The following is a 25,998-nucleotide window of genomic DNA, read 5'->3' as shown; positions in this document are numbered from 1 at the left end:
AAAAATCAAAAATTTTCCAAGAACTCTATTGTACTTTATATACGCAACGCTTTAAACTAAAGTGTTTAAAAAACTTTTGTGGTTAAAGTAAAAATTTGTAAGCCATGTCAAGGTTCAACCCCTTGACATGGCTTGTTATTTCGAAAGAATCAATAGCTTTATTTAGTATTGTACTTTCTTCACTGAAATGAGTGTCTGCAAAATAACAGAAGCAATAATGAATGTCAATCCTACATAAAATGCCAATCCTACTTCTTTGCTTTCTCCAAAAAACAGAAAAGCTATAATGATGGCGTAAACAGGTTCAAGATTGAAGGTTAAATTCACAGTGAATGCCGAAATTTTCTTCAAAACCTCTGCAAAAGCCACATATAATCCAACTGTACAAAAAAGAGCTAAAACGCCCAAATAAGCCGTGTTTTTCCAGTCAGGTACTATGCTATCTGCCGGGAAAACAAGTAGATATATGGGCAAAATTGCTCCGAGGCCTAAAGTACCGCCAATCATCTGATAAAAGTTGATTACTTTGGTATCAAAATGTCTGACCAAGCGATTATTATAAATGGTGTACAGCGCTCCTAAAGCAGAAGAAATAACACCCAGCATAATCCCCAGCTGATAAGAAGCATCGAAATGAAAGATCAGGCTGATTCCCAGTAAAGTGAGTGCACTGAGAAGAAGTTCTGAGATTCTGAATTTCTCCCTGTCAATGATGGGCTTGAATACCGCAGTAAAAAAACTGGTGAGACAATAGCATACCACACCAATTGAGATATTGGAGTATTTGATGCTGGCGTAGAAAAAAAGCCAGTGCATGGTGATAAGCAGCCCAGCTTTCATTATATGGATTTTTTCCTGTGTAGAAAGTCTATAGGGAATTCTCAGCAATTTTAAAATAAAAAATAAAATAATAGAGGAGAAGAGAAGTCTGTACCAGACCAGCAGTCCTTCATTAAGGGTGATTAATTTTCCGAACACACCTGTAAATCCGGCCAGAATAACGGCCAGATGTAATAATACATATGATTTTTTCATTGAGAATGAACTGTAAAGATTTGAATTAATATTTTTTTATCAGAATCTGAAGCATAATAATTCCGGCCATTAATTTTTAATGGCATAAGAAGGCTTCAAATTAATTTGAAAATATTAAGGTGCCGGAGGAGGCAGACAGTTCGCGCGGTTCATATTGATAAATTGAAGGCCAAATATAGGAAAAAAAATTTAAAGATTACCTAATAGAATTTGTAGGCACGCTCCAGATTGGACCAGATCATTTAGATTTCATATTATTAATTTTTTTTGGTATGAATTGAATAAAAGCGGTCATGTGACAAGATTTTGTACTTTAAAGAACAGTTGGAAATGATGAAAAATACGCTTCAGGAAGTAGAATCACCTGCAAGAGACTAAGGACTGTTTTTAAAAAATGATGTAATTTAGTACCCACCGGATTCAGTCCGGTTCAGGAAATAATCTAAGCTTGTTCCAGCGAAATAAAGATAAAAATGGGAATTATTTTGAATACAGCCAGGAAGAGACCACGGAGAAACTGTGGAACACTGGAGATTATCAAGTTGATTTTAAATGAGTTAAACTACTAATTTAACATAATGTATACGAATATATTAGAAAAACTGAATGCTTTAGGTGCAAATACAGATGCTGTAAGCCCGGGAAAAAGCTTCGCGGAGAATTGGAAAAGCCTGACATTCAGCAATTATTTATATGATCAGGAATGGGATGTTTACGGAATAGATCAGTTCTACGAGAATAACAGAGATCTGTACAGCAGTGACAAGGAAGTTTTCTACACCAATCTGCTGGAGCATTATTTTTCAAACCATGAACAGTTTTATGGGCAGGATTTTTATAAAGACTGGCTGTTTACGCCATTTAAAGAAGATTCAAAAGATTTTGGCGAGCTGGAAGGATTTGTAGAGGAAAATGAAATCAGGGAAACGGTACAGGGAACAGAAATGGAATTTATATGTATATTTTATTCTTATGGATATCCGGATCATTATTTTGTATGCCTCACAGATCCTGACCAAAATAATCCAACAGTATATGGTACGGACCACGAAAGTTATTTTGAGGAAATAGAGAACAAAAGAAACCTGGAAACATTTCTGGACAAGTATATGACTAAAGAAGAGTTCCAGAAAGTCGTTAAAGAATATCTGGAAGGAAAATTTGGAAAATAACGGATTCTAAGCGGTATAATGCTCTACTTCAATAACGCTATAAAAATCCTATAATTTATATTATGTTAAATTGAATATTACGGAAGACTTCCCTGTTTAAGCTCTTTCAAAAGTTTGTGTTCAGCCATAATAACCAAATTTTAGGGGTTTTGAAGTATTTAAACCATTGGTAATTTCAAAATGGCAATACCATTCCGGCAGAAGTTTTTATTTATAATTGATTTTATGATTCAACTCTAAAGGATTATTTTCTTCAAGAATAGATTTTTGCGCTTCTCTGATCATTCCATTCATATCTTTTTCATTTCCCTGAGGATCTGTAAATATAACTTTTTTGGCTGTTTTGGTACTCCAAGGGTCATTATAATATGATTTTCCTAGCTGATCATATTGTGTCCAGTCGATTTTAATGGTTTTTGTCCTTACATCAAACCAATTGCTGCCTTTTTTTTACCTGTATTAAATTGAATGAGTAATCATGTTCTGTATCTTCAATGGAAATGATTAAACCGGGTAATCCATTGAAAATATAGGGACCATCATTAAAAGGCAATTCTATCGTAAACCAAGCAATCCAGTTTCTACCACCATAACTAACTTCTGCTTTTTGCGATTTATATTTTCCAATAGTCTTTTGTTCCGGTATGATTTTCCAATTTAACTGTTCATCAATCGGGATAAGATAATTTGCCTTTAAATAAGTAATAATCTTTTCTATTTTTTTATTAATAATATCTTTTTTAATATAAAATTGATTTTCAACCCCCATTATATAGCCTCCATTTTTATTAATGAGCTTCAGGGAATCAGCATCTCTGGACATGGAATCTCTAAAAATAGAAGTATTATTCTCAAAATCCAAAATCATATTTTCAGTATTAATATTGTCAGGTTTTTCTTTACTTGTTCTATATTTAGCTTCATAAATAAAACTAAACTTTTGTGAAAAAAAAGATGTTGACAGTAGTGAAAAAAATAAAATAAATTTCAATTGGTGTGTTATTTTCAATTCAAATTTAGAAAACATACCCTTAAAAGCTTCTTTAGATTGCTTGCATCGTAAAAAGTCACTTGATTTTAATTTTTCATTCATTCGTATCGTTTTTTGAAATTAATTTTCCTGAGTGTCTCTATAATAATCATCTTTAAACCCTACCGTCCTACCCCATATGAACATTATGTAATGTTTATTAATGGATTTTTTGCGGATCAAAGATAAATAAGTACAGTCCTAAAAGGGCATATAACACATAAAATATCTTTATGATGAAAGTGGTTGGGAACATCTGAAAAGATTATATCAAAAATAAATATTAATTTTTTATGTACTAATACAATACATCGTAAAAAGTAGAATTTCATAGAATAAATTTCAACTCTCTCTTTCTAGCCCATACTACTCTTCTACTGCTCGGTAAATATAAAATACCTATAATCAATATTTTAAAATTATGCAGTGGGAATGCAGTACCTTTTTTTTACTTCTGCAGCTGTAGATTTGCAACATCAAACTCGTGAAAATTATACTAGTCAATTTTCGAGTTACGATTCTAACCACACATTTGAATTGTTTAAAACTTTAAACAATGAAAGAAGCATAAAACACAAAAATGAATGACAATTATTTTGGACAGGTTGGAATCTGATCTCCCGGAAAAACAAAATATGAATACATAAAGCACTAAAATTATGGAAAGTTTAAAACAAATACATATCGGAACCTTTATTGAAAAGAGGGTGAAAGAAACTAATATTTCGCTCTCACGCCTATGCAACTATTTTAATTGTGATGGAAGGCAGATCGAAAATATGTACCAATGCGAATTTCTTGACAGTCATATTATTTTAAAATGGAGCAAGATTCTTAACTATGATTTTTTCAGACTGTACACGCAGCATCTGATATTGTACTCACCACAACAATCAATGGGATATAACAGTACCAGCCTTATAGAAAAATCCGGCCTACCGGAGTTTAGAAAAAATATTTATACGAAAGAGATCATTCTTTTTATTATGGAACTTTTAGAGACCAATATAAAAACCAAAGCTCAAGTCATACAAGAATATAACATTCCAAAGACCACTCTCTATAAATGGTTTAATAAATATAGAAACCTGAACTGACTTTTTGGAATATTCTAAGCAAGCTCAGTAAAATTTATTACATGCTAACTTTAAAAATTTATCAAAACACGATTGTAAAATGTACAATCAAAATTATAAAGCTAAGAAATCTTAAAAACCTAAGCAGATGAAAAAAATATCAAGTATTGCAATTTTTTGTATTGGTCATGTCCTTTTCGGGCAAGTCGGTATCAATACTTCAGACCCAAAAGCATCTTTAGATATCATGGCTAAAAATTCTACAGGAATAACTACAAATCCTGAGGGAATATTGATACCAAGAATAGACAGACAAAAAGCACAGTCTATGACAGGAGTAGAAACTTCTACAATGATCTATGTAAATAATATAGCTACCGGAACACTAGCAGGTACTGCTGTAAATATTGATGCAATAGGTTACTATTATTTTAACGGCAGTGCCTGGATTAAGCTTAATGCTAATATTTATAATTCAAACGGAACACTTACCGGAAACCGTACGGTTACTCAGGGAGCAAATACATTAGCTTTCACAACAAATCAACCAAATGGTTTTTCTGTGAATAATTTTGCATTTTCAGTGGATGGAGCTACTAATAAGGTAGGTATAGGAATTAATGCGCCAACGGCTATTTTATCAGTACGAAACGCTTACGCCGGAAATACAGTAGATGCTTTTACATCAGGAATCAACAATTGTGGTGCACCATGTGGGCAGGGTACAGCTAGAAATATTACTTTATATAATGTTAATGGAACTAATTCAAGGTTTGGAAGTATCGATTTTATACCAGGAAACAATCCATTGGGACTTAGTGGAGCAGCAATAATAGGAGTTGACAGAGATATTACTAATGCTTATGCGGGATTGCAATTTCACACAAGAAATACTACTGATTTTGCAGCTAGAATGACAATAAAGTCATCAGGGAATATAGGAATAGGGACAACAAATCCTGCTGCCAGATTAGATGTACAATCTGGTGGAACAGCATTAGTCCCAATAGCAGCTCTTAAAATTGTTGATGGAACACAGGGTGTAGGTAAGGTATTGACATCTGATGGTAATGGTTTGGCAACTTGGAAATCAACAGCTATTTCTTTCGGATCCTTACCTATCCCTTCAATAACCTATACCCATCCTGAGAATAATAATATGGCAAAATATACGGGAGTTCCTATAACACTACCTCCTGGAAAATGGTTATTAAATGTAACATTAGGAGTTGAATTTATAAATTCAGCAACAGATACCTATGTTAAAGGAAGTAATTTTATCCGATTCAGAATCGCAAATACTACAGCAGATGTCTCAATTACAACTTTTTCACCTGATGCAATTTTACCTAGATTAGCTTCAGCAGGCTTCGGAAAATCTGAACAGAGAGGAATTGTAAGAGGAGATTTAGCGGTTAACAATAGTAGTGGCGCTAACAAGACTTATTACCTACTCGCAGATAATGTTTCTAGTACGGCTGGTATGGTCTCATTCGATGTTAGATTTGACTGGAATGAATCATCAATTACATATCAGCAAATACAATAGATATACCATAGGTAAAGTACAAGGGAAGTATCCCAATCCTTTCTTAATAATAATTTTACTGAAGAATTTTTCTTAAAGACATTTTCCTACAAAGTGTAAAAATTAAGGCTTGGATTTATAATCTGAGCCTTTTTTCAAAAAGAAGCTTAAAACCCATATTCTTTTTCAAGCAGATTCAAATATTGCTAAAAAATTTCTTTAGATTCTTCATCATAATCTGATAATATATCTTCTATAGACTTCTTTTTCAATTCTTAATAATAATTTTACTGAAGAATTTTTCTTAAAGACATTTTCCTACAAAGTGTAAAAATTAAGGCTTGGATTTATAATCTGAGCCTTTTTTCAAAAAGAAGCTTAAAACCCATATTCTTTTTCAAGCAGCAGATTCAAATATTGCTAAAAAATTTCTTTAGATTCTTCATCATAATCTGATAATATATCTTCTATAGACTTCTTTTTCAATTCTTCTGTCACGTCATATAATTCCAATGGATATAATTCGGAAGTATTTCTTTGGAGATCAGAAATAGGTATTCTGCCTGTATCTTTTGTAGGTAATCATCTAAATATCAAGTTCTTCAATGATGTTTTCGTTTTTAGGTTTCAGACATATCATAGTTGAAAAATCCGTAAGAATGAATTCTATAAATCCATAATCCATTTTTTCAGATCAGTTTCAGGTGTGAGTTCCAGCTTCTTTTTAAGTCTATATTTTTTAGCCTCTACGGTACGTTTACTTATATTTTCAAACTCAACGATTTCTTTTGTTGAAAGATCCAATCTGATATAGGCACAAAACTTTATATCATGATCCGAAAGACTGGGATGTTTGGAGATTAAATTATGATAAAATTCAGGATATACCTCTTTAAAACGGACAAGAAAAAAAGGATCATTTGCTTTTGCTAAATGAGCAACTTCTTCGAAAGATGAGTTAATTTTCTTTTTTAGTTCATCAGTTTCCGACGACTTCACTTCAATAATTTTATCTGTATGCTTTTGCTTTTTCACATAAGCTTTACGGATAAAATATATAGTAACGAGTGAAAGAGTAATAACAGAGAAAATCAAAAAATAAAGCTTTTTCCTTTCCTGATTCTGTTCTTCCTGCTTCTCTTTTTCAAGTCTGTCAACCGCTATATTAATAGCTTCTTTGCTCTCTACCCTCATTCTTTCGCTTAATTCAGAGTGTTTTTCAGAATATTCGGCTGCTTTTTCTGTATTATTCAACTGCTTGTACGAGTAGGCAATATAGCTGTATAAATTTCTGACCTCAGAAGTATTCTTTATTTTCTCATAGATTGCAAGGGACTGAAGGTAATAATCCAACGCTTTTTCATTCTCTCCCTGAATCATGTAAAAAATCCCATAATTCATTAATGTCATTCCCTTCTGCTCTACAGGATACTTATCTACAGAATTAGATGCCTTATCAAGATAATATTTAGCGGAATCTAAATGTGTTTTGTTTTTTATGAATTTATAGGCAACCTTTACAAAAACTATTGGCTCTGAAGAAACCTGAAGGCTTTTCCTTTGCATACTGTTTAGAGAATCTATTTGGTGGAGCTTATCAAAATTAAACCATTTCCATGCATAACTATAATAAAGCTGATAATTCTTTTGTTTTAGATCAGGAATTTTTTTCGCATAGTCAATTCCTTTGTCGAGATTTCTATTAGACTGGTCAGACAGTCCTAAAAGGGCATAATTCCTACCATATTCATTGTATAGTCTTGACAATAATTTAGGATTTTTCACCTCATTTATTTCGCCTTTGGCTTTATCCAGATAAATGAGACTTTCTTTATATTTACTCAGTGTACAAAGCAAATTTCCAATATTAATATATGCTGTAACAAGCCCTTCCCTATTATTCTGCGTGTCAAAATGCCTGAGTGCATTGATATTAAACTGTACAGCCTCTTCTATATTTCCTTCATCTTTATACTTTTTGGTTATACTGTCAAGCTTAGTCAAACTATAGGTCTGAGCGCTGCATGGTATAATTATTAATAAAGATAACACATAAAATATCTTTATGATGAAAGTGGTTGGGAACATCTGAAAAGTTTATATCAAAAATAAATATTAATTTTTTATTTACTAATACAATACATCGTAAAAAGTAGAATTTCATAGAATAAATTTCAATTCTCTCTTTCTGGCCCATACTACTCTTCTACTGCTCGTTAAGCATAAAGTATTTATAATCAGTATTTTGAAATTGTGCAGTGGGAATGCAGTACCTTTTTTTAACTTCTGCGGCTGTAGATTTGCAACATCAATTCGTGAAAACTATACTAGTCAATTTTCGAGTTACGATTCTAAACACACATTTGAATTCCCTTAATTATTAAATAATAAAAGAAGTATGAAACAGAGCAATAAATAACAATCCATTTTGGATAGGTGGGAATCCGATCTCCCGGAAAAACAAAAAATATAAATACATAAAATTCTAAATTATGGAAAATTTAAAACAAATACACATCGGAACACATATTGAAAAAATGGTGCAAGAGACTAATATTTTGATCTCACGTATGCCAAGATTATCAAAAAGTACGATATTCCCAAAACGGAACACTGTATCAATGGGTTAATAAAGATAAAAAACTGAACTGATTTTTTAAGAATGTCTCATCCCAACACTTATTAATCATGAAAAAATGTAAAATAGAAGTTCCCAATTACAAAAGGATTTTTGAGGATATCATTAAAATGAAATATCCATATAAAGAAAAAGAATGCAGAAATACACTTAATAAAGAGGAACTCTCCAGTCTTGATATTATTAATCTTAATCAAAAAATATTTGGATTGGAAAGTCCCAAAACGCAAAAGTTTAATCAAGCGCACCGTTCCTACAACAAAGAAGATATGATAGCTATTTTGGAATATCAGAGGAAAAATAAGTTGAATAATTCTCAATTGGCAATCCATTTTAAAATGAGTAGAAATACCATTGCAAAATGGAGAAAAAAGGTTCTGAAAAAAGTATAGTAACTGTTTTCAAGTGATTAAATATAAGTAAATTATGAATCTCTGGACACTCATATTATTTTAAAGTGGAGAAAGATTCTGGATTATGATTTTTTCAGACTCTATACTCAACATCTGATCCTGTATTCGCCGCCGAAATCAATGGGATATAATCTCACCTCTTGTACCGAGAAATCCTCTGCCAGGAATTTAGAAAAAAACATTTATACAAAAGAGATGGTTCTTTTTGTTTTGGAACTTCTGCAGACCAATACAAAAAACAATGGACAGATCATACAAGAATATAATATTCCCAAAACAACCCTCTATAAATAGGCAATAAATATAAAAACCTGAAATGATCTTTTGAGAACAGAGATCCGAAAACTATAGTTTAAAACAGTAATAAATTAAAAAAACCTAAGAAAATGAAAAAAATATCATGTATTGGCATTCTTTGTATTGGTACTGCCCTTTTTGGGCAAGTTGGTATCAATACTCCTAATCCCAAAGCAATCCTTCACATTGATGGATCAAAAAATAATGAGGCTACAGGTAATATAAGTCTGGCGAATCAGGCAGATGATGTTGTCATTAACTCCAATGGCTTCATAGGGATAGGAACGAATAATCCTACAACTAGTATCGAAGTAAAAACAAAAGGTACACCTACGGCTCCCATTTCAGGTATTACCATAAAAGACGGATCGGAGTTTAAAGATTATGTTTTAACGTCTGATGCCGATGGTAAAGGACAATGGAAACCAATTACCCTAGGTTTAACCAGAGGGGTAAATGGTCCAGGCGTTAATATCCCCTTTGTAGCAAGCTCAACTTTTGTGTATACTGGGTCTTATATTGACTTGGGACCGGGAAAATGGCTGGTATCAGTCACTCAGATCGTAGCTCCTATAGGAACTAATCTAACAGCTAATGACTGGATGTGGATAAGAAGTACATTTTCAGATGAAGCAGGCATTGCTATTGGCGATACCGGCATTCGATCAAATGATGTAAACACGACACCAAGGTATGTAAGTACACAGATACAGGGCCCAACAAGTATGTCAGCAGGAAATTCAAGATATACAATGACAAACGGAAATATTTATATAGAAAATTCTTCCGGAACGACTAAAAGATATAAATATATTGTAGGAAATGCCGTGGTCGCAGGAACTGCAACAGCCGCTACTTCTATCAATGCATATGGAGGAAGCTGGTCTGAAAACTTAATCTATGCTATACCTACCAACTAAATCCGGAGCTGTGAAATTTTCTGCCTGATTGGAATACTGCAAAGGAATAAAATAATAGTTTTATAAAAATTTTCGGTTTTTTCAGAAATTTTTATAAAGCTATTGTCTGTTTTGTAAAGTCAGACTTTATTTTTCCCAGAAGTTTAATAATCCGTTGCAGTCTGTTGCGATTAAATTAAAACTGCTGGGGACTTCATCCCATTTGCTCCAATAGGTTACCAGACGTGTTCCTGAAGGGGTTTTGTCGAGCTGTTCTTTTACATAATCCGAATAAGCAAAATATAAGTCTTTATCCGGAAGTATGGTATTGTCTATTAAAGATAAAGTATCTATATTTTCGTAAAAAGAATTAAAAAAATAGAACGCATCATAGTCGGAAAAAGAGATTTTATTGATGTTGGAGTGAATAAATTCCACATTAGAAATTTTATGTTTCTCCGCTATTTTTTTTGATATTTTGGTAAGGGATTCTCTTTGCTCTACACCAAAAAACATTCCTTTTGTAGAGGCAGCTCCTACCAGACAAAATTTTCCGGCACCGGCACCAATATCCAATATTTTACTGTTGGGCTTCTCAGCCAGATACGCTGCAGCCATTCTTGCTATGGCAACAGGAGTCCAATGATTACCTGCCAATTCATTGATATGTTTGGGATATAGCCTGTTAAAGGTGCTGTCTTTCACCTCTTTATTTGATTTAATGTCATTAAAAATCATTTGTGTACAACGTATATATTCTTCATTAGTAAAAAATCATCTACTTCAGTGCAAAAATCATACTACAAGGTGTAAAGTTTAAAATTGATGAAAGTTATTTCAGAAAAACTACAGATCTGTGAGAACTCAGACTTTTCTGAAATAACTTTTAATTTACTTAATTGCCGATACATACTTACCAATATTTGGTTTGGCAGAGAGGATTTATTCTCCTTTATTTTTTTTCATAAAAGCTACGGCATCCACCTCTATCAGCATATCATCCAGCGCAAGCTTTGGAACCGGGATTAAGGTGCTTGCCGGAAACTGATGACCTTTCCATGCTTTATGAATTTCCTCTGACCATATTTTAAGTTTCTCCTGGTTATGATCCACAATCAGAATTGTAATCTTAAGCACATCTTTGACTTCTAATCCATATTCATCCAGTACAGTCTCCAGATTTTGCAGTGAGGTTCTAACCTGGGTTCGGAAGTCTTTGGAAAGATAATGGTTTAACCCTTCACCACCACTTTGCCCGGATATAAATACATATTTGCCTTCAGACTCTACAGGTACTGCAGAATGAGAAAAAGCATAGGGCGTCGGATCAAAAAGAGTTTTTGGATTTTTGTATATTATGGTATTCATGTTCATTTGTTTATTGTTACTAACCGTATTTTGTGAAAATGCCAGAAATCCCATAAAGAGAGCCGGTAAACTTAATACTATAGAGTTCATTGTATTTTTTCTTAAATTATTAAAGCAAATCTAGGCTGCTAAATGATAAGAAAACTATACATATGTTGATATTATTCATTTTTAAGAACAGTATATTTACAGATTTTTCTGATGGATGTTTACAATAGGCCATTGCAGTGATATTGATTTAAAATATAACTGACTATTCTAGTATTTCCTCCCATACAATGATAAAAAAACCGCTCTTTTCAGAGCGGTTGAATTTTTTACATCTTAAGGGGTCTGCTGATTAGCAAGTAGAACCACACTCTAATAATCTGATGTGGATTACACCATTGATTACACACTGTGTTTGGCATAATGCGTTTCCTACAACGGTACCTACGCCGCCAACTACTCCACCTACTGTAGATCCTACACCGCTAACTACACCGCCAACGATAGTACCTACACCACCTACTACTCCACCAACTACTCCTCCTAGTCCACCTAGTAATCCACCGATTGGATCTAGTAGTCCGTTACCTGAAATAGTTTTTAGTTCGTTTCTGTCTAATTTTTTTAAGTTTTTCATAACTATAATTTTATATGATTATTACATCACGAATATATGAATAATTACAATATGATGGTATTATTTCGAATAAAATAATTAAATATTTTTATAATTTAATATTCTATTAATATAAAGGTATTTTAATGAAAATATCATTTTAATTTATATCTGATTGATTTTCTAAATGTTAAAAAAAATAACTCAATTTGGAAAATGTAGAGTTAATATTTTGCATCAAATACTGTTTATTTATGATTATTCTTCAAAGCAGAGAAAACAGGTAGATATTCGGGCTGATATCGACTTTAGCGGAAGAAAAATTTGTTGTAAAAAAGCTTTTATCACCTTCGATTTCAAAAAAACAGGAAAGAAATGCAGAAATTCTTCACTTCTTATGGTAAAACCTGTTCTGATTATTGATAACAATATCAAATTTTGTATTTTTGCTTACCTATACTATTATTAATGTCAATTTTTTCAAATAATATACGCTTCTTAAGAGCCGGGAGAAAGCTTTCCCAACAAAATGTCGCCACTGAATTAACGATCTCAAGAGTCCGCTATTCCAAATACGAAAATGGAATATCCGAACCTCCTATTGAGCTCCTTATTAAGATATCCAAATATTTCCATGTGAGTATTGATCTTATGCTGTCTGTAGACATTCAGAAATATCCTATAGAGGAAATGCTGAAACTTCCGGACAACAGGATTGTACTTCCCGTGGCAGTAGATAACTATGGAAATGATACCATAGAAATTATTCCTCAGAAAGCTTCAATGGGATATCTGGAAGGCTATAGCGATGTGGAATATATTGAAAGTCTTCAGCGCATTGCCCTTCCCTTTCTTACCAATGGAAAGTACAGAGCTTTTCCTGCCGACGGAGACTCTATGCCGCCTTTCAGAAACGGTTCTTATATAGTAGGTAAATATGTAGAAGGTATCAATGAGCTGAAACCCGGAAAAACATATGTATTTGTAACGCTGAATGACGGTATTACTTATAAGAGATTTAAGGAAAGAAAAGGAAATTCAATCTGTGTAAGTGCTGACAACTCATTCTATGAAGCTTATGATATTCCGTTTGACGAAGTGGTAGAAATATGGCAGTATGCTTCAGGAATTTTCCCCGAAGACTTTGAACCGGGAGATTACGAAAGTAATAATTTTAAAGAAATGTTCCGTGAGCTGAGACAGGACATCAAAGATCTTGACCGTAAAGTTTCCGGTAAGCGCCGTAAAACTTCATGATACTATTAATAAAAGGCTTTTTAGCTCAATAGAAAGCCTTTTTAAATATTAAAATTTTCGACAAAAAAAGTCCCTTCCCATATAGTATGGAAAAGGACTCCGCCATTCATATTATTAAATATAATTAACTATACTATAAATAATGAAGCAATGGCCTGTGCATCACTACCACTAAGAACTTCATCGTAAGCCGCAGAACCTGCTGCAGCGCCAAATAAAGTTGATGTATTGTAACCAGCCTGGTTAACGTTGTCTTCGCCTGCATAGACCGGATTAGTCGCAGAAGGCATATTTCCACCGTTCGCCAGTTCGATCCAGCCTTTATTACCACGCATTCTTCTTACCTGAGAAGCATGTCTTGCTTCTACCGAGTGAATCTGTAAAGCTGCCTGTAGAACAGCCTTATTGGACATCACATTTCCTGCCTGGCCTTTGTAAGCTCTTACCCCTGTATCTTCAAAAGCCTGAGACAGAGTAAGAAACTGATTGTAATCTGTAAACGGAGTAAAACTACCACCTGCTGTAAAGTCAAAAGTAGGTTTTGTCCCCGGAGTTGTTCCCAGAGAGGTAAGCGTGCTTTTCAGAAAATTAACATGGGCAGACTCATGTTTTGAGATCTGCATAAAAACAACTCTGTCTGCACTCGGTATAAGTCCTGCTGTAGAAAGCCCGATATTGTAGTATTCATTTTCAAGGTATTCCAGTACCAAGGCAAGCTGCAAAGCATCCGTTAAAGTGCTTTTCAAAAAGGCTGCAGATGCCTTTGTATCTGGTGCTTCTGCTTTTACCGGAGTTGACATCATTGTGCCTAGTCCAAGGGGAACAGTTGCTATAGCGGCTTTTTTTCCAAATGCCGAAATAGTATGAAGAGAATCTAATCTTGAAGTTTTCTCAGTAAAAAACTTGTCATTAGAAAGTTTGTCTAATAATTTAAGAATATTCATAATACAAGATTTAAAGGTGAATGATTAGTTAATGCCTCTTTCTTTCCATGTGAAAGGCGTTTTTATAAACCCTCCGGCAGCCATTATGATGTCTTTAGGTTCTTTTGCCACGTCAAGTCCGTTTGCATCAATCACGTCATCCCCTGAAAAAGCAGCAGTTCCCGGATTGATTAAATTTCTGATTGCAGATGCGTGTCTGGCTTCTACAGAAACAATTTTTCCTGCAATCACCAGGTAATCAGGATTGGTAATGTATTTTCCTGCTCCATTATACGCTGCTACTCCTGTATCTTCAAGTGCTTTTGCAGTTGCTAATACCGAATTTCTGTCATTGAAATTGACATTAGTATATTGAAATTCCAGTGTAGGGAGTATATTCTGTGTGGCGCCACTGATAGCAGCCTTAAAAAAATCACGGTGAATAACTTCATGGTGATACAAATCTGTGAAAAGTTCTTTTTCTATATTGGAGATTCCCGAGTAGAAATTATTAACTACCTTAGTATAGAAGTCGGCTTCAAGCTGCTCAAGAGCATATGCATAATTTAATATACCCACATCTCCTGTTCCCAGGTCAAAAACCGGGTTGTTATTGATAATTTCAAAATCATCATTATCACTGCAGCCTATAAGGGTAAGGCCTGCAATAGCGATTCCTACTCCACTTAACTTCAGAAAGTTTCTTCTGCCAGTATCAAGAGTTGCTCCCTTGTTAGATACATGAATTGTATTTTTCATATTATTAATTTTTAAGTGTTTGTATAAGTAACAAGAATAAAAACAGCATATTGCTATGCTGTTTTAAAAACTAATTTTATTACGGCATCAGAACCGTATCTATTACATGGATCACACCATTAGACTGGTTTACATCAGCTATTGTAACTTTTGCACTGTTTCCTTTAGCATCTTTCACGTAAAGGTCTTTACCTTTTGTCCAGAATGTAAGGTCTTCTCCTTCTACAGTTTTCATCATACTTTTTCCTTTACCTGCTGCCACAGCTGCCCAGATATCTTTAGCACTGTATTTTCCTGCAAGTACATGATAAGTAAGTATCTTGGTAAGCATTGCCTTGTTTTCCGGTTTTACAAGATTTTCTACTGTTCCTTTCGGAAGCTTGGCAAATGCCGCATCTGTAGGAGCCAATACAGTGAATGGCCCTGCTCCTTCTAAAGTACTTACCAGGCCGGCAGCTTTCACAGCAGCTACCAAGGTTTTGTGATCTTTAGAATTCACTGCGTTTTCAATAATATTTTTGGATGGATACATAGGAGCTCCTCCTACCATTACTGTTTTTTCTTTCATCGTCTGTGCATTTACCTTCCCGCTAAAAGCAAATGATAAAGCGACCATTGCTAAAACTGCGATTTTTGATTGTGTGTTCATTTCGTTGATTTTTTTTAGTTAATTATAAATAATTTGCGTTCTTAATGTCATTTACGAGCTTGGTTTTGTTTTAGATTAAAAAAAAGCTGTATTTTATTTAACTTGCTGTAAATCAGTGTTGTTATTTTTTAATTGGAACAAATTCAAGACAAACAGAATTCATACAGAACCTTTTTCCCGTTGGTTTCGGGCCATCATCAAAGACGTGCCCAAGGTGAGAATCACATCTTCCGCACAGTACTTCTTCCCGCACCATATGGTAAGAAGTATCTTTTCTGTACTTTATACTGTTTTTACGGATAGGTTCAAAGAAAGAAGGCCATCCGCATGTGGTAGCAAATTTAGAGGTCGAAAGAAAAAGCGGATTTCCACATACTGCACAATAGTAAGTTCCTTTTTCATCAAATTCATCATACTTTCCGGTAAAAGCAGTCTCTGTAGCACCCTCCCTGGCAACCTTATACAGTTCAGGATTTAATATTTTTTTCCACTCCGCATTACTTACCGTCAGTTTATTTTGTGCTGTACGGGAGTAATAGGGATTTTTTGTTTTAAGATGATCTGTCTGAGCTTTGTATTTTCCGGTGGCTAGTGCAATACAACAGATAAGTATTGCTTTTGAAGTTAAGTTTTTCATATTTAATATTTTTCAAATATTCTCCTATTATCATGTACGAAATAAAATATTATTCGGATTTTATTGGAGATGTGTTTTATTTCACTACATTTGGATTGAAAAAATAAAGCTATTAAAACAACCTATTCGGAAGAGGAACTTATCGTTTTATTGAAAGAAAAAAACGAAAATGGTTTTCATTACCTGTATGACCACTATTCTGGTGCGTTATATGGGGTTATTCTTCGAATTGTTCAGTCTAAAGAATACACTGAAGAAGTTATTCAGGATGTTTTTGTTAAAATCTGGCACTCTATCCACCAATATGATACTTCTAAGGGAAGATTTTATACCTGGATGATTAATATTGCCAGGAATACAGCAATAGATTATCTCAAATCTAAAGGATTTCAAAATCAGCTTAAAAACCAATCACTTCCAGATTTCGTATATAATACTGCAGAGCTTTCAACGACCAATCATTCTTCCGATTATATCGGGTTTAATAATGTACTTGAAGGTCTTGAAGTTGATAAGCAGGAGCTTATCAATCTGGCTTATTATCAGGGATATACCCAATCTGAAATATCCGATAAACTGAAGATACCGCTGGGAACGGTAAAAACGAAAATGCGAAACGCATTGATGACATTAAAGGATTTGTTAAAAGATTATCAATAAATTGAACACTAAAGAATACATCTCATCCGGAATTATAGAATCTTATATTCTAGGCCATGCTTCTCATGAGGAAGCAGGGATTTTGGAGTGTGTGATGAAAAATAATGCTGAGGTAAAAGAAGCTTTTGAAGAGGCTCAGAAAACTTTGGAAAATCTTGCTACAGCACAGGCTGTAACACCTCCAAATGACTTAAAATCTAAGATCTGGAGCAAAATTCAGCAAGAAGAGACTTCTAACGAAATTAAACCTGTTGTTGTTACAGATCTACCTGTGGCGAAACCTCAGGAAGAAGTTAGAATTCACAGGAATAATAACTGGAAAGGTTTAGCAATAGCTGCTTCTGTTTTGTTTTTAGGCAGTATTGCCGGAAATCTTTTTTGGATCAGAGAACAATCTGATACACATAAGGAAATTGCAAAGCTAAATACTGAAAAGCAGTCTCAGGATCTGATGATTCAGAAAATGAACCAGAAAGTAGAAATGTTTTCTAACCCGGATATGCAGATGGTTACACTGAAAGGAGTAGAAAAACATACTGATTCTAAAGCACTTGTTTTCTGGGATAAAAAGACCAAAGAAGTATATCTGAACGCCGAAAGTCTACCTAAAGCTCCTGCAGGAATGCAGTATCAGCTATGGGCTATCGCTGATGGGAAACCTGTAAGTGCAGGCCTTTACTCTGAAGATAAAGACAGTCTTGTTGCATTGGCAAATATTCCCCAGGCGCAGGCATTTGCTATCACTCTTGAAAAAGAAGGCGGCAGCAAAGTACCTACTATGGAAAATATGTACGTAATGGGAGGAGTTTAATTTCCTGCCATTACCTACTTTTCAAAAGATGTTATTATCTTTTGATAGAGATATTATAGGTCAGAGATATAAACTTCTACTTTGGTACCATCATACATAAAAGTACCGTCCGTAGGATCTATTTTTCCTAATTCATATTTCATGTCGGCATGAATGTTCCAGGCTGAACCTAATTTAAATCCATTTACAGAACGGATTTGATTCATGTGGCCTGTACTGATCGCAGAATGAAAGAATGTTTTGTCTATAACTCTATAGAAACCAATTGCTTTTCCCTTAGGAATTACAGAATATCCGTTCCACTTTTGGCCTCCCAAATAGTTGAATTTGTTTAACCATCTTTGTCCCGTTGATTCTGCAAGTTCAGTGGGGCTTATTCTGGCACCCCGCATATACAAGGCATAGGCTACCACATCATGACAAACTCCTGTGTTATACTTTGAAATATTTTCTGTACCTGCAAGAAGTGCATTGGCTACAGTTGTCCTCTCAGATAAGTCGAGTTGAGCCTTTCTGGCTCCTTCTGGTGTTATGAATGACATATTAATAAATTTTATGGTGTATGTAAATATACCTTTTTTTTATTAAATGTTCCGGCAGCGTATTTCTGAAATTTTAATCAGCTTGTCTTTCTGTAATTAAAAATAGCAAGACCATTCAGATAGAAAAATTGAAAATTTGAGTTTAAAAATTAATTTCGTATTTAATATTCATCTGATTGCCTGATAACTAAGAGATTAATCTGCTGATATCATTGCTTTTATCGAATTTGGAATAAGTTTCTTACTTTCTGTCGTAAAAGTAAAAAGACAGAAAATAATTCTCTGTCTTTTTGGAACTTATAGTTACTAAATGATTATTGATTTGCTTATCCAACAACTCCAATTCTTGCTTTTAGAGGAATATTATACGTATTTAAACAGGGAGTCTGGCCATGAAAATCAAAGTTAATATGAACTTCCGGTCTAAAGATCAGACAATGTGTGGAACCACCGAAATGAAATGTACCGATAGGATCACCTTTTTTAATACGTTGTCCTTCCTGTACAGTAATCTCACAGCTGGAAACTTCTGCCATGCCAATTGCTGCAAAGCACATCAGTCCGATTTTTTCGTTATCCGACTGAATGAATATCAGTGCACGGGCTGCCAATTCTGTAATGTAACCCTGAGAATCATTAGGTCCTGAAGGATCATAGCCTTCGATGGGAGCTTCAGCATAATATGTTCCCGGAACGTTCTGGATAGCCACTACTCTGCCATCTACAGGGCTATTCCATCTATGATATGTTTTTGCACATAAAAACGCCTGATAAACAGTACTGTTATCACCAAACTGCTGAGCCAGTTCATGATGATTCATAATATCAAGCAGGGAATAAGGCTGTCCTTTCATCCAGAATTTATCTTTCATTTTTGCATTCGTCACGCAGTTATAGGGTGCAGATTCGCAGGCATTGACAATCACCGAAGGATCCTGATCTTCCGGACTTACCTCCCGTATACCGGGATTAAACTCTCTGGTAAAAAAATCATCCCAGCTCTTAAACCCAAAATGAGGCTGATTGGGCTGGCACTGGTAGTTGTATATGAAATTCTTTAAGGCATCTTCCGGATTACTTCCCTGACCTCTCAGGGGATCCATTGCTGCAATAGCTTCTAAAGCATCCGGCGAAAACCAGCCGATAGGATTGGTATAATCAGGTTGTGGCTGTTTTACAGGACCTTCTACCAGAACATATTGTGATGCGGGCGTCTCCAGAAAGGTTTTCCATTCTCCTAAAATAACACTTAGCTTTTGATTAACTACAGGATGAAGAAATGTTAAATATCCTGCCTGTGTGCCCATCGCCCAGTCAACAATAGCATTGATCGGGAAACCTACCAGGCCAATACTGTCTTCTATAGTACTGTAGCAGGGAGCTTCCTGCAGCACCTGATTGATGATCAGCAGCATTGTTTCAAAGTTTTTCACAGGTTCATTGTATCCTTGCGGAATTTCATCATACATACTGGTAAAACTCATGTATAAAACGGGATCATTGTATATGGCATCCCGAAGGTCTGCAACGGCGGGGCTTAAGGGTAGCTTGTTGTGCTTTACCTGATTCACTTTTTTCTCTATCCAGCTGTTGAGAAATTCTCTGTCAGAGGGAAGCCATTTTCCTACTCTGTATTTTACATGGTTCATAATATGAGTATTTAAAGGTTATTTTTATACTATAAAGTTACCTCTGTTTTTTAAAAAACACAATAGTACTTCTACTTAAAGTGAGATAAGTAAAAATACCTAAGCTATGATAATAAATACTCCTTTGAAACGCTCTCTCAAAACAAAACAGAGCGAAAGTTATCCGCTCTGTTTCTCAAATCTGTTAAAAAATGTATACTGTGTGTAAAAAATATGTTGTCTTATATATGTGAAGCTTTCAGCATTAAATAATGCAGATCTGTATTTTTAACAAAAGGCATCAAAAGTTCACTGCCGGGGCCATAAGCGGCTACTTCCACATAGTCCCCGGAATGATCCATACTGATCCATCCTACAGAATTATGTTTTTTCTGAATCTCAGAGTATAGCTTGAAAGGCAGTTTTTTATAATTATAGAGACCATCTTCCTTTTCAAGCCCGTTATAGAAACTGCGGAGATGTTGGGCTTCATCATCATTCAGTACAATTTTATTTCCTTCATAGAGCCAGTCTTTGATATCTTTTTCAGAATACTCTTTGTGAATTTTGTTGAGAAGATATTCATTCGTGTATTTATAATCCGAGATACTGTTGAAGTTTTTGGTCGCATCATTTCCATAGATCGTTCCGGGATTTGCATTTCCGTGATCTGTAGTGATGATTACCAATGTATTTCCGTCTTTTTCGGCAAAATCTACTGCTGCTTTTACTGCTTCATCAAAGGCAAGCTGATCATGGATAAGAGCAGCCACATCATTGGCATGGGCAGACCAGTCTACTTTTCCGCCTTCTATCTGAAGAACAAAACCGTTTGGATGGTCTTTCATCTGGTCAATTGCTGTTTTAGCCATATCTGCCAGTGTAGGTGTTTCTTTATATTCTGAAAGACTGGCTCTGTCTATACTGTATGGTAAAGCTCCGGTATTGAATATTCCCAGGGTTTTTCCCTTTTGGTTTATGCTTTTAAGATCAGCCCGGTTTTTAAGGATTTGATATCCTTTTTTCCGGTATACAGCGTACAGATCTTTTTTATCTTCTCTTTTTTCAGGATTAAAAAACTCGTCACCACCACCCATCAGAACATCAATTTCAAGATCAGCATACATTTCTGCAATCTCTGGCTCAGCATTTCTCTGTGCGGAATTAACACAAAAACCTGCCGGCGTTGCATGAGTAATGGTAACTGTGGTAACACAGCCTGTTTTTTTACCCGCTTTTTTGAATTTTTGCCAGATGGGCAGATGTCTTTCTCCGTTAGCGCCTATATTCAGTACCCCGTTTTTTACCCTTATTCCACCTCCGAAAGCAGAACTTGCTGCTGCAGAATCTGTTACAATAGAACTTGCGGAGGCAGTATCCATCAATGCACGGGAAACCTTCTTCTCATGATAAAGACTCATCCAGTTGCTCTCTTTTCCCCAAATATTTCTTGAATAAAGGTCTGCCATAGAAAGTGTACCGAGACTCATCCCGTCACTGACCATAAATATGATATTTTTTGCCTTCCCAATAGTGTTATGACTAATCTTATCTTTAGCATTGAAAAGTTCAAATGGTGATAAAGTAAGAACACCGGAAAGTAATGCTGAACCCTTTAGAAATTTTCTTCTATCCATTTTCTTAAAAAATATGACTGCAAGTTATTTCATTTATCCTTTTATCGAAACTTTGTTGCATTAATAAATCGTTAATTTTAAATTTCTTTAGGGAAAGGATCCTGAAAAAAATCTTTCCTGTTTACAAATGCTTTTTCCTCAGGAGTAATAAGGCATTTCTGAAGGTCTTCAAGCATCTGATCCTTATCCAGATTCTGTCCTATAAAGACAAGTTCATTGACTCTGTCTCCCCAGTCTTTATCCCATCTGCCTTCAATGAAATCCTGATTTTCTATAAACGAAGCATAATGCGCCCTCTGGCTCATAGGCATACTGCACCACCAGACTCCAGCCTTTTCTAAACGGAATGAGCCTCCTGCCTGAGAAAAATTAAGCGCATCATCCGGCCGCGAAGCAAGCCAGAATAAACCTTTGGCCCTGAGTGCCCCTTCAGGATACGTATCATTAAGATATCCCCACAGTCTCATAGGGTGAAATGGTCTTTTATCTCTGAATATCATTGAACTGATACCATATTCTTCTGTTTCAGGGGTGTGATGCCCCGCCTCTAACTCTTTTTGCCATCCTGCAGAGGACTGGGCTTTATCAAAATCAAAAAGTCTTGTATTGATGATTTCTTTTACATCAATCTGACTGAATTCAGAATGGATAATTTTAGCCTCAGGGCTTAATTTCTGTATTGCTGCTTTTAAAAAACTCAATGTTTCCGAATCCACAAGATCTGTTTTATTTAAAATAATCACATTGGCAAATTCTATCTGATCGGTCAAAAGGTTCACGATGGTTCTGTTATCTCCTTCCATATCGGTAAGATCACGGTCAGTAAGAAGCTCACCCGAGCCAAAATCTTTCATGAAATTAAAGCAATCCACTACAGTTACCATAGTATCTACATAGCTGAACCGGGATAGGTCTATACCACTGTCTTCATCGATGTAGGTAAAGGTTTGAGCCACCGGAACGGGTTCACTGATCCCCGTACTTTCAATAAGCAGATAGTCGAAGCGGTTTTCCATCGCCAGGCGTTCTACTTCTACCATCAGATCTTCCCGGAGGGTACAGCAGATGCACCCATTGCTCATTTCTACGAGCTTTTCTTCTGTTCTGGAAAGTGTATTCTGGTTTTCTACCAGACGGGCATCAATGTTGATTTCACTCATGTCATTAACGATCACTGCTACTTTTAATCCTTCTTTATTATGAAGAATATGGTTCAGTAAAGTGGTTTTTCCGGCTCCGAGAAAACCGCTCAGTACGGTTACAGGAAGTTTAGTCATATCTGTAAATAATTAGTGTTTATGATTTTTAAAATTGATGATGTGCCCGGAGATCAATCCTGCTGCTCCTACATAGATGAGAGGAATATGGACTTCAAATATCAGATCCGCCATTACCGATATTGAAATAAAGGCAATGGAAAGCCAGAATAAAAGCTTTAGCCATCGGTTGGCCATAGATCTCGTGATTCTGAAGACCACAACAGCTCCTATAAGCAGGAATGCCAGATCAATGTAAGGATTGTGTGATATACCTAAAGGAATGATCATTAATAAAGGAAAAATAATGCAGTGAATAAGACAGAGTACAGCTGCTGATATTCCTATGGTGTCAAGTATTTTTGATTTCATGAGGTATAGAAGATTTAAATTTCTTATCGTAACTTTGTTGCAAAAGTAGATATTAATTTTTAAATAAAGCAACTCTGTTGCATTAAAAAATGAAACAAATACGAAATACCCAGTCGAAGACAGAGATTCTTAATCTTATTAATGACTCTGATGTAGCGCTTACCCATTCTGATATCCAGAAGAAATTAGGGGATCTGTGCAACAGGGTTACGATTTACAGAGTTCTGGAAAGACTTGAAAACGAAGGAGCTATCCACAAAATAGTCAATGTGGACGGAGTGGTTAATTTTGCAAAATGCAGTGGAAAATGTACTACAGAAAAACATTTTCACAACCATGTTCATTTTAACTGCAAAGAATGTCATTCTGTGACGTGTATTGAAAATGCCATTCCGGACATTAGCTTACCTGATGCCTTTCTTCCTCAAGAATATAATTTTATCATCAGCGGAATCTGTGGTAAATGTGCTGTAAAATAGCCATGTATATTATTTATATTAACTGTGTCTGTATACAGATGGAGTCATATCTGTATGTCTTTTAAAGAATCTGCAAAAGAGCGACGATTCGGTAAAATGTAATATATCGGTAATCTCCATGACGGATAAATTGGTTGTTTTCAATAAGGATTTTGCCTGGGCAATGACCGCTTCATTGATCCAGCTAAGAATAGATTTTCCTGTTTGTTTGCGGATTATAGTCGTTAGGTATTTGCTTGTAAGATTCATCTTATCAGCATAAAAAAGCACACTTCTTTCTTCTTTATGATATTGATACAGTAAGTCAAAAAAAACATAGGTTAATTCTTTTCCTCTTGTGTATGGGTTGTTCTGCTCCGTAGTATCATTGTACAGATCTTTGATCTCAGAGAGAAGAGCTAATAAAAGATACTGAAGAATGTCTTTCTTACTTCTGGACTGATCCCTGTAATAGTGCATTGAAATATTGAGATGGTGCTTTCTGAAAATTTCAAAACAATCGTCATTTAACAAAATACAGGGCATCTGGCGAATTTCCTGAAAAAGAATAAAATTATTCGAAAAAGAATCTCCGGAAACCAGGTCCTGGGAGAAAAAAACAGTATCTATATGTAAATCTTCTGATACTTCGATGGGTTCCATCATCGATCCTGGCAATACAACCATAAGAGTCCCCTGAGTAAGCTCCCTTTTTTGAAAATTGATTCTCAGCTCTGCCCTGCCTTTGATGCATACAGCACAGATAAACCCTTTTACGGAATGAGGATAATTTGTCAGTCCTTTTCTGACTGCATCCTCTGTTTTGTTCACTGCAATTCCTTCTACATCCTTTAATCCTATCTTCTCAGATACAAAGGATATATCATAGTTTTCTATACCACCTGTTTTTTCCATTTCATGAAATATGTGCCAGATAAAGGAATGATTTATATTTTAATAAAACAAACCTATTGCACATTTATTCTTCTTTTCGGATAATATTCTACGGCACAGGAAGCTTTTACTTTGTACTCAATCTTATAAACAAATTAAAAATTGAGTTATGAAAACATCAATGACCATTCCATTACCTTTATCATTGGCGGAGCGCGACCGCCGTTGGAAAATAGCACAAACAATCATGGAAAGAAATCAGCTGGACACTCTTATTATTTATGGAGACAGAGAATCTGCTGCTCCTGCGCCATTTTGTATCGACCATTATTTTACGAATGACAGACTTGGCTCTGTTGTCATTTTCCATAAGGATAAGAAGCCTGTCATCATTACTTTTGCATCTATGATGATTGCTGATCATATGCAGGCATCTTTACGCGGAGACCAGCAATGGATTGAACCTGAGCAAATTTATGTAGGCAAGACGGGTTCAAATATCGGAGCAATGCTGAAGGCAATAGGTCTTTCCGATCATCCGAAAATAGGGATTATAGGATTGGAGCCTTATCCCCCATTTTATTTTGACGGCGCACTGCCTCACCGCACATGGAAAGGAATCATTGAAGCTTTTCCTAAGGCTGAAATAACAGCAGTTTATCATGATTTCTTCAAGCTTACGGCTTCAAAAAGTGAGGAAGAGCTGGCTTTGATAAGATATGCAGCGCACATTGGTGAGGCGATGAGTGATGCCATGCAGGCAACCGTTAAACCCGGAATAAGCGAAGCTGAAGTAGCTGCGGCCATCACTTCTACCTGTATTGCAAAGGGAGGGTTTACCGCTGAAATATTATTGGGGTCAGGTCCTGAATATATTGGATGGGGACCTCCTGCCTGGCAATACCGCTCTCAGGCGCCAAGAATTATTCAGGAAGGAGATATTGTTTTGTCTGAAATATTTGCGTTGTACGGAATGTACGAAACCCAGCATCAGGCAGCAGTAGCAGTTGGAGATATCCATCCGGATCTGGAACGTGCAGCAGCTGTTGCCCGTGAATGCTATGAAGAAGGTCTTGGCGCTTTGAAAGCCGGAGTTACATTTGGGGAAGTGGTTGATACCATGGAAAAACCGCTTTTAGAATCAGGAGGCTGGCATGTACATCCTTTAATTCACAGTATCAATCCTTATGGCCCCATTGGATTTGGAACAGCTCCGGGTATTGAAGTGCTGCCGCAAGCCATGCGATATGGTAATGCAGGAAGATTACCAAATCCCGGCAGAGATTTAGTGCTGCAAGCCGGAATGTGCTTTGCATTTGAGCCCAACTGTGCTTTTGACAGACATTTGGTTAACCTTGGAGGAACGGTAATCGTAGGGGAAAATGAAGGAATTGAGCTTAATAAAAACTCAACCCATCTTATGAGGGCGCAGTATTAAACTGCAGTTTTTTCAAG

General features: G+C 35.4%; 26 protein-coding genes. 10 read left to right on the top strand and 16 right to left on the bottom strand.

Annotated elements, in window-relative coordinates; genetic code table 11:
* Nucleotides 1-162 precede the first annotated feature (162 nt).
* Nucleotides 163-1,035: a DMT family transporter gene (locus tag LF887_RS11915; RefSeq protein WP_236859409.1), complete on the bottom strand. Its 873-nt coding sequence runs from the start codon at nucleotides 1,033-1,035 to the stop codon at nucleotides 163-165.
* A gap of 578 nt (nucleotides 1,036-1,613) precedes the next feature.
* Here LF887_RS11915 and LF887_RS11910 point away from each other — a divergent pair.
* Nucleotides 1,614-2,207 carry a hypothetical protein gene (locus tag LF887_RS11910; protein ID WP_236859408.1) on the top strand — a complete coding sequence of 198 codons (594 nt, stop codon included), beginning with the start codon at nucleotides 1,614-1,616 and terminating at the stop codon, nucleotides 2,205-2,207.
* A 427-nt stretch (nucleotides 2,208-2,634) separates the two neighbouring features.
* Here LF887_RS11910 and LF887_RS11905 read toward each other — a convergent pair whose 3' ends face one another.
* Nucleotides 2,635-3,300 carry a GLPGLI family protein gene (locus tag LF887_RS11905; protein WP_236859407.1) on the bottom strand — a complete coding sequence of 222 codons (666 nt, stop codon included), beginning with the start codon at nucleotides 3,298-3,300 and terminating at the stop codon, nucleotides 2,635-2,637.
* A gap of 596 nt (nucleotides 3,301-3,896) precedes the next feature.
* Here LF887_RS11905 and LF887_RS11900 point away from each other — a divergent pair.
* Both LF887_RS11900 and LF887_RS11895 read left to right on the top strand, forming a co-directional pair.
* On the top strand, nucleotides 3,897-4,334 hold the full coding sequence (locus tag LF887_RS11900) for a transposase (protein WP_236859406.1): 438 nt from the start codon (nucleotides 3,897-3,899) through the stop codon (nucleotides 4,332-4,334).
* A 127-nt stretch (nucleotides 4,335-4,461) separates the two neighbouring features.
* On the top strand, nucleotides 4,462-5,862 hold the full coding sequence (locus LF887_RS11895) for a hypothetical protein (protein ID WP_236859405.1): 1,401 nt from the start codon (nucleotides 4,462-4,464) through the stop codon (nucleotides 5,860-5,862).
* Between the two features lie 645 nt (nucleotides 5,863-6,507).
* On the opposite strand, the gene LF887_RS11890 is transcribed toward LF887_RS11895, so the two are convergent.
* Complete coding sequence (locus tag LF887_RS11890) at nucleotides 6,508-7,893, bottom strand: tetratricopeptide repeat protein (RefSeq protein ID WP_236859404.1); 1,386 nt, start codon at nucleotides 7,891-7,893, stop codon at nucleotides 6,508-6,510.
* A gap of 636 nt (nucleotides 7,894-8,529) precedes the next feature.
* Here LF887_RS11890 and LF887_RS11885 point away from each other — a divergent pair.
* Together LF887_RS11885 and LF887_RS11880 are read left to right on the top strand one after the other, a co-directional pair.
* Nucleotides 8,530-8,871, top strand: coding sequence for a helix-turn-helix domain-containing protein (locus tag LF887_RS11885; RefSeq protein WP_236859403.1), 342 nt, complete (start codon nucleotides 8,530-8,532; stop codon nucleotides 8,869-8,871).
* A gap of 407 nt (nucleotides 8,872-9,278) precedes the next feature.
* Nucleotides 9,279-10,109 (top strand): hypothetical protein, encoded by an 831-nt coding sequence (locus tag LF887_RS11880; protein WP_236859402.1) that lies wholly within the window; start codon nucleotides 9,279-9,281, stop codon nucleotides 10,107-10,109.
* A gap of 126 nt (nucleotides 10,110-10,235) precedes the next feature.
* Here the strand turns inward: LF887_RS11880 and LF887_RS11875 are convergent, their stop codons facing one another.
* The 3 genes from LF887_RS11875 to LF887_RS11865 form a co-directional block, all read right to left on the bottom strand.
* On the bottom strand, nucleotides 10,236-10,826 hold the full coding sequence (locus tag LF887_RS11875) for a methyltransferase domain-containing protein (RefSeq protein ID WP_236859401.1): 591 nt from the start codon (nucleotides 10,824-10,826) through the stop codon (nucleotides 10,236-10,238).
* Nucleotides 10,827-11,030: 204 nt separating this feature from the next.
* Nucleotides 11,031-11,456: a RidA family protein gene (locus LF887_RS11870; protein WP_236859400.1), complete on the bottom strand. Its 426-nt coding sequence runs from the start codon at nucleotides 11,454-11,456 to the stop codon at nucleotides 11,031-11,033.
* Nucleotides 11,457-11,796: 340 nt separating this feature from the next.
* Nucleotides 11,797-12,081, bottom strand: a complete 285-nt coding sequence (locus LF887_RS11865; RefSeq protein ID WP_236859399.1) for a bacteriocin-like protein — start codon at nucleotides 12,079-12,081, stop codon at nucleotides 11,797-11,799.
* A 447-nt stretch (nucleotides 12,082-12,528) separates the two neighbouring features.
* Here LF887_RS11865 and LF887_RS11860 point away from each other — a divergent pair, with 447 nt between their 5' ends.
* A complete protein-coding gene (locus LF887_RS11860) occupies nucleotides 12,529-13,317 on the top strand; it encodes an XRE family transcriptional regulator (protein WP_236859398.1) in 789 nt (262 codons plus the stop codon).
* Between the two features lie 128 nt (nucleotides 13,318-13,445).
* Here LF887_RS11860 and LF887_RS11855 read toward each other — a convergent pair whose 3' ends face one another.
* From LF887_RS11855 to msrB, 4 genes are all read right to left on the bottom strand, one after another.
* Nucleotides 13,446-14,261 (bottom strand): ferritin-like domain-containing protein, encoded by an 816-nt coding sequence (locus LF887_RS11855; RefSeq protein ID WP_236859397.1) that lies wholly within the window; start codon nucleotides 14,259-14,261, stop codon nucleotides 13,446-13,448.
* A 24-nt stretch (nucleotides 14,262-14,285) separates the two neighbouring features.
* Entirely contained in the window at nucleotides 14,286-14,999 is a 714-nt protein-coding gene (locus LF887_RS11850; protein ID WP_236859396.1) for a ferritin-like domain-containing protein, read from the bottom strand.
* A gap of 79 nt (nucleotides 15,000-15,078) precedes the next feature.
* On the bottom strand, nucleotides 15,079-15,648 hold the full coding sequence (locus LF887_RS11845) for a fasciclin domain-containing protein (protein WP_236859395.1): 570 nt from the start codon (nucleotides 15,646-15,648) through the stop codon (nucleotides 15,079-15,081).
* A gap of 121 nt (nucleotides 15,649-15,769) precedes the next feature.
* Nucleotides 15,770-16,285, bottom strand: coding sequence for a peptide-methionine (R)-S-oxide reductase MsrB (gene msrB, locus LF887_RS11840; protein WP_236859394.1), 516 nt, complete (start codon nucleotides 16,283-16,285; stop codon nucleotides 15,770-15,772).
* 150 nt (nucleotides 16,286-16,435) lie between these two features.
* On the opposite strand from msrB, the gene LF887_RS11835 reads away from it, so the two are divergent.
* Together LF887_RS11835 and LF887_RS11830 are read left to right on the top strand one after the other, a co-directional pair.
* A complete protein-coding gene (locus LF887_RS11835) occupies nucleotides 16,436-16,945 on the top strand; it encodes an RNA polymerase sigma factor (protein WP_236859393.1) in 510 nt (169 codons plus the stop codon).
* A gap of 1 nt (nucleotide 16,946) precedes the next feature.
* Nucleotides 16,947-17,756: an anti-sigma factor domain-containing protein gene (locus LF887_RS11830; protein WP_236859392.1), complete on the top strand. Its 810-nt coding sequence runs from the start codon at nucleotides 16,947-16,949 to the stop codon at nucleotides 17,754-17,756.
* A 53-nt stretch (nucleotides 17,757-17,809) separates the two neighbouring features.
* On the opposite strand, the gene LF887_RS11825 is transcribed toward LF887_RS11830, so the two are convergent.
* The 5 genes from LF887_RS11825 to LF887_RS11805 form a co-directional block, all read right to left on the bottom strand.
* Nucleotides 17,810-18,298, bottom strand: coding sequence for a hypothetical protein (locus LF887_RS11825; protein WP_236859391.1), 489 nt, complete (start codon nucleotides 18,296-18,298; stop codon nucleotides 17,810-17,812).
* Nucleotides 18,299-18,624: 326 nt separating this feature from the next.
* Entirely contained in the window at nucleotides 18,625-19,947 is a 1,323-nt protein-coding gene (locus LF887_RS11820; protein WP_236859390.1) for a phosphatidylserine decarboxylase family protein, read from the bottom strand.
* A gap of 221 nt (nucleotides 19,948-20,168) precedes the next feature.
* On the bottom strand, nucleotides 20,169-21,563 hold the full coding sequence (locus LF887_RS11815; RefSeq protein ID WP_236859389.1) for an alkaline phosphatase: 1,395 nt from the start codon (nucleotides 21,561-21,563) through the stop codon (nucleotides 20,169-20,171).
* A 77-nt stretch (nucleotides 21,564-21,640) separates the two neighbouring features.
* Nucleotides 21,641-22,840 (bottom strand): GTP-binding protein, encoded by a 1,200-nt coding sequence (locus LF887_RS11810; protein ID WP_236859388.1) that lies wholly within the window; start codon nucleotides 22,838-22,840, stop codon nucleotides 21,641-21,643.
* 12 nt (nucleotides 22,841-22,852) lie between these two features.
* Entirely contained in the window at nucleotides 22,853-23,191 is a 339-nt protein-coding gene (locus LF887_RS11805; protein ID WP_236859387.1) for a MerC domain-containing protein, read from the bottom strand.
* An 89-nt stretch (nucleotides 23,192-23,280) separates the two neighbouring features.
* Between LF887_RS11805 and LF887_RS11800 the strand changes: the two genes are divergently transcribed.
* Complete coding sequence (locus LF887_RS11800) at nucleotides 23,281-23,670, top strand: Fur family transcriptional regulator (protein ID WP_236859386.1); 390 nt, start codon at nucleotides 23,281-23,283, stop codon at nucleotides 23,668-23,670.
* A gap of 18 nt (nucleotides 23,671-23,688) precedes the next feature.
* On the opposite strand, the gene LF887_RS11795 is transcribed toward LF887_RS11800, so the two are convergent.
* Complete coding sequence (locus tag LF887_RS11795) at nucleotides 23,689-24,564, bottom strand: helix-turn-helix domain-containing protein (RefSeq protein ID WP_236859385.1); 876 nt, start codon at nucleotides 24,562-24,564, stop codon at nucleotides 23,689-23,691.
* Between the two features lie 148 nt (nucleotides 24,565-24,712).
* On the opposite strand from LF887_RS11795, the gene LF887_RS11790 reads away from it, so the two are divergent.
* Nucleotides 24,713-25,981: a M24 family metallopeptidase gene (locus LF887_RS11790; RefSeq protein WP_236859384.1), complete on the top strand. Its 1,269-nt coding sequence runs from the start codon at nucleotides 24,713-24,715 to the stop codon at nucleotides 25,979-25,981.
* Nucleotides 25,982-25,998 lie beyond the last annotated feature (17 nt).

Origin of the sequence: Chryseobacterium sp. MEBOG06, from assembly GCF_021869765.1 — a bacterium.
GTDB lineage: Bacteria > Bacteroidota > Bacteroidia > Flavobacteriales > Weeksellaceae > Chryseobacterium.
Note: the sequence above shows the minus strand (reverse complement) of the source record. Positions and strands in the feature narration are given on the sequence as shown.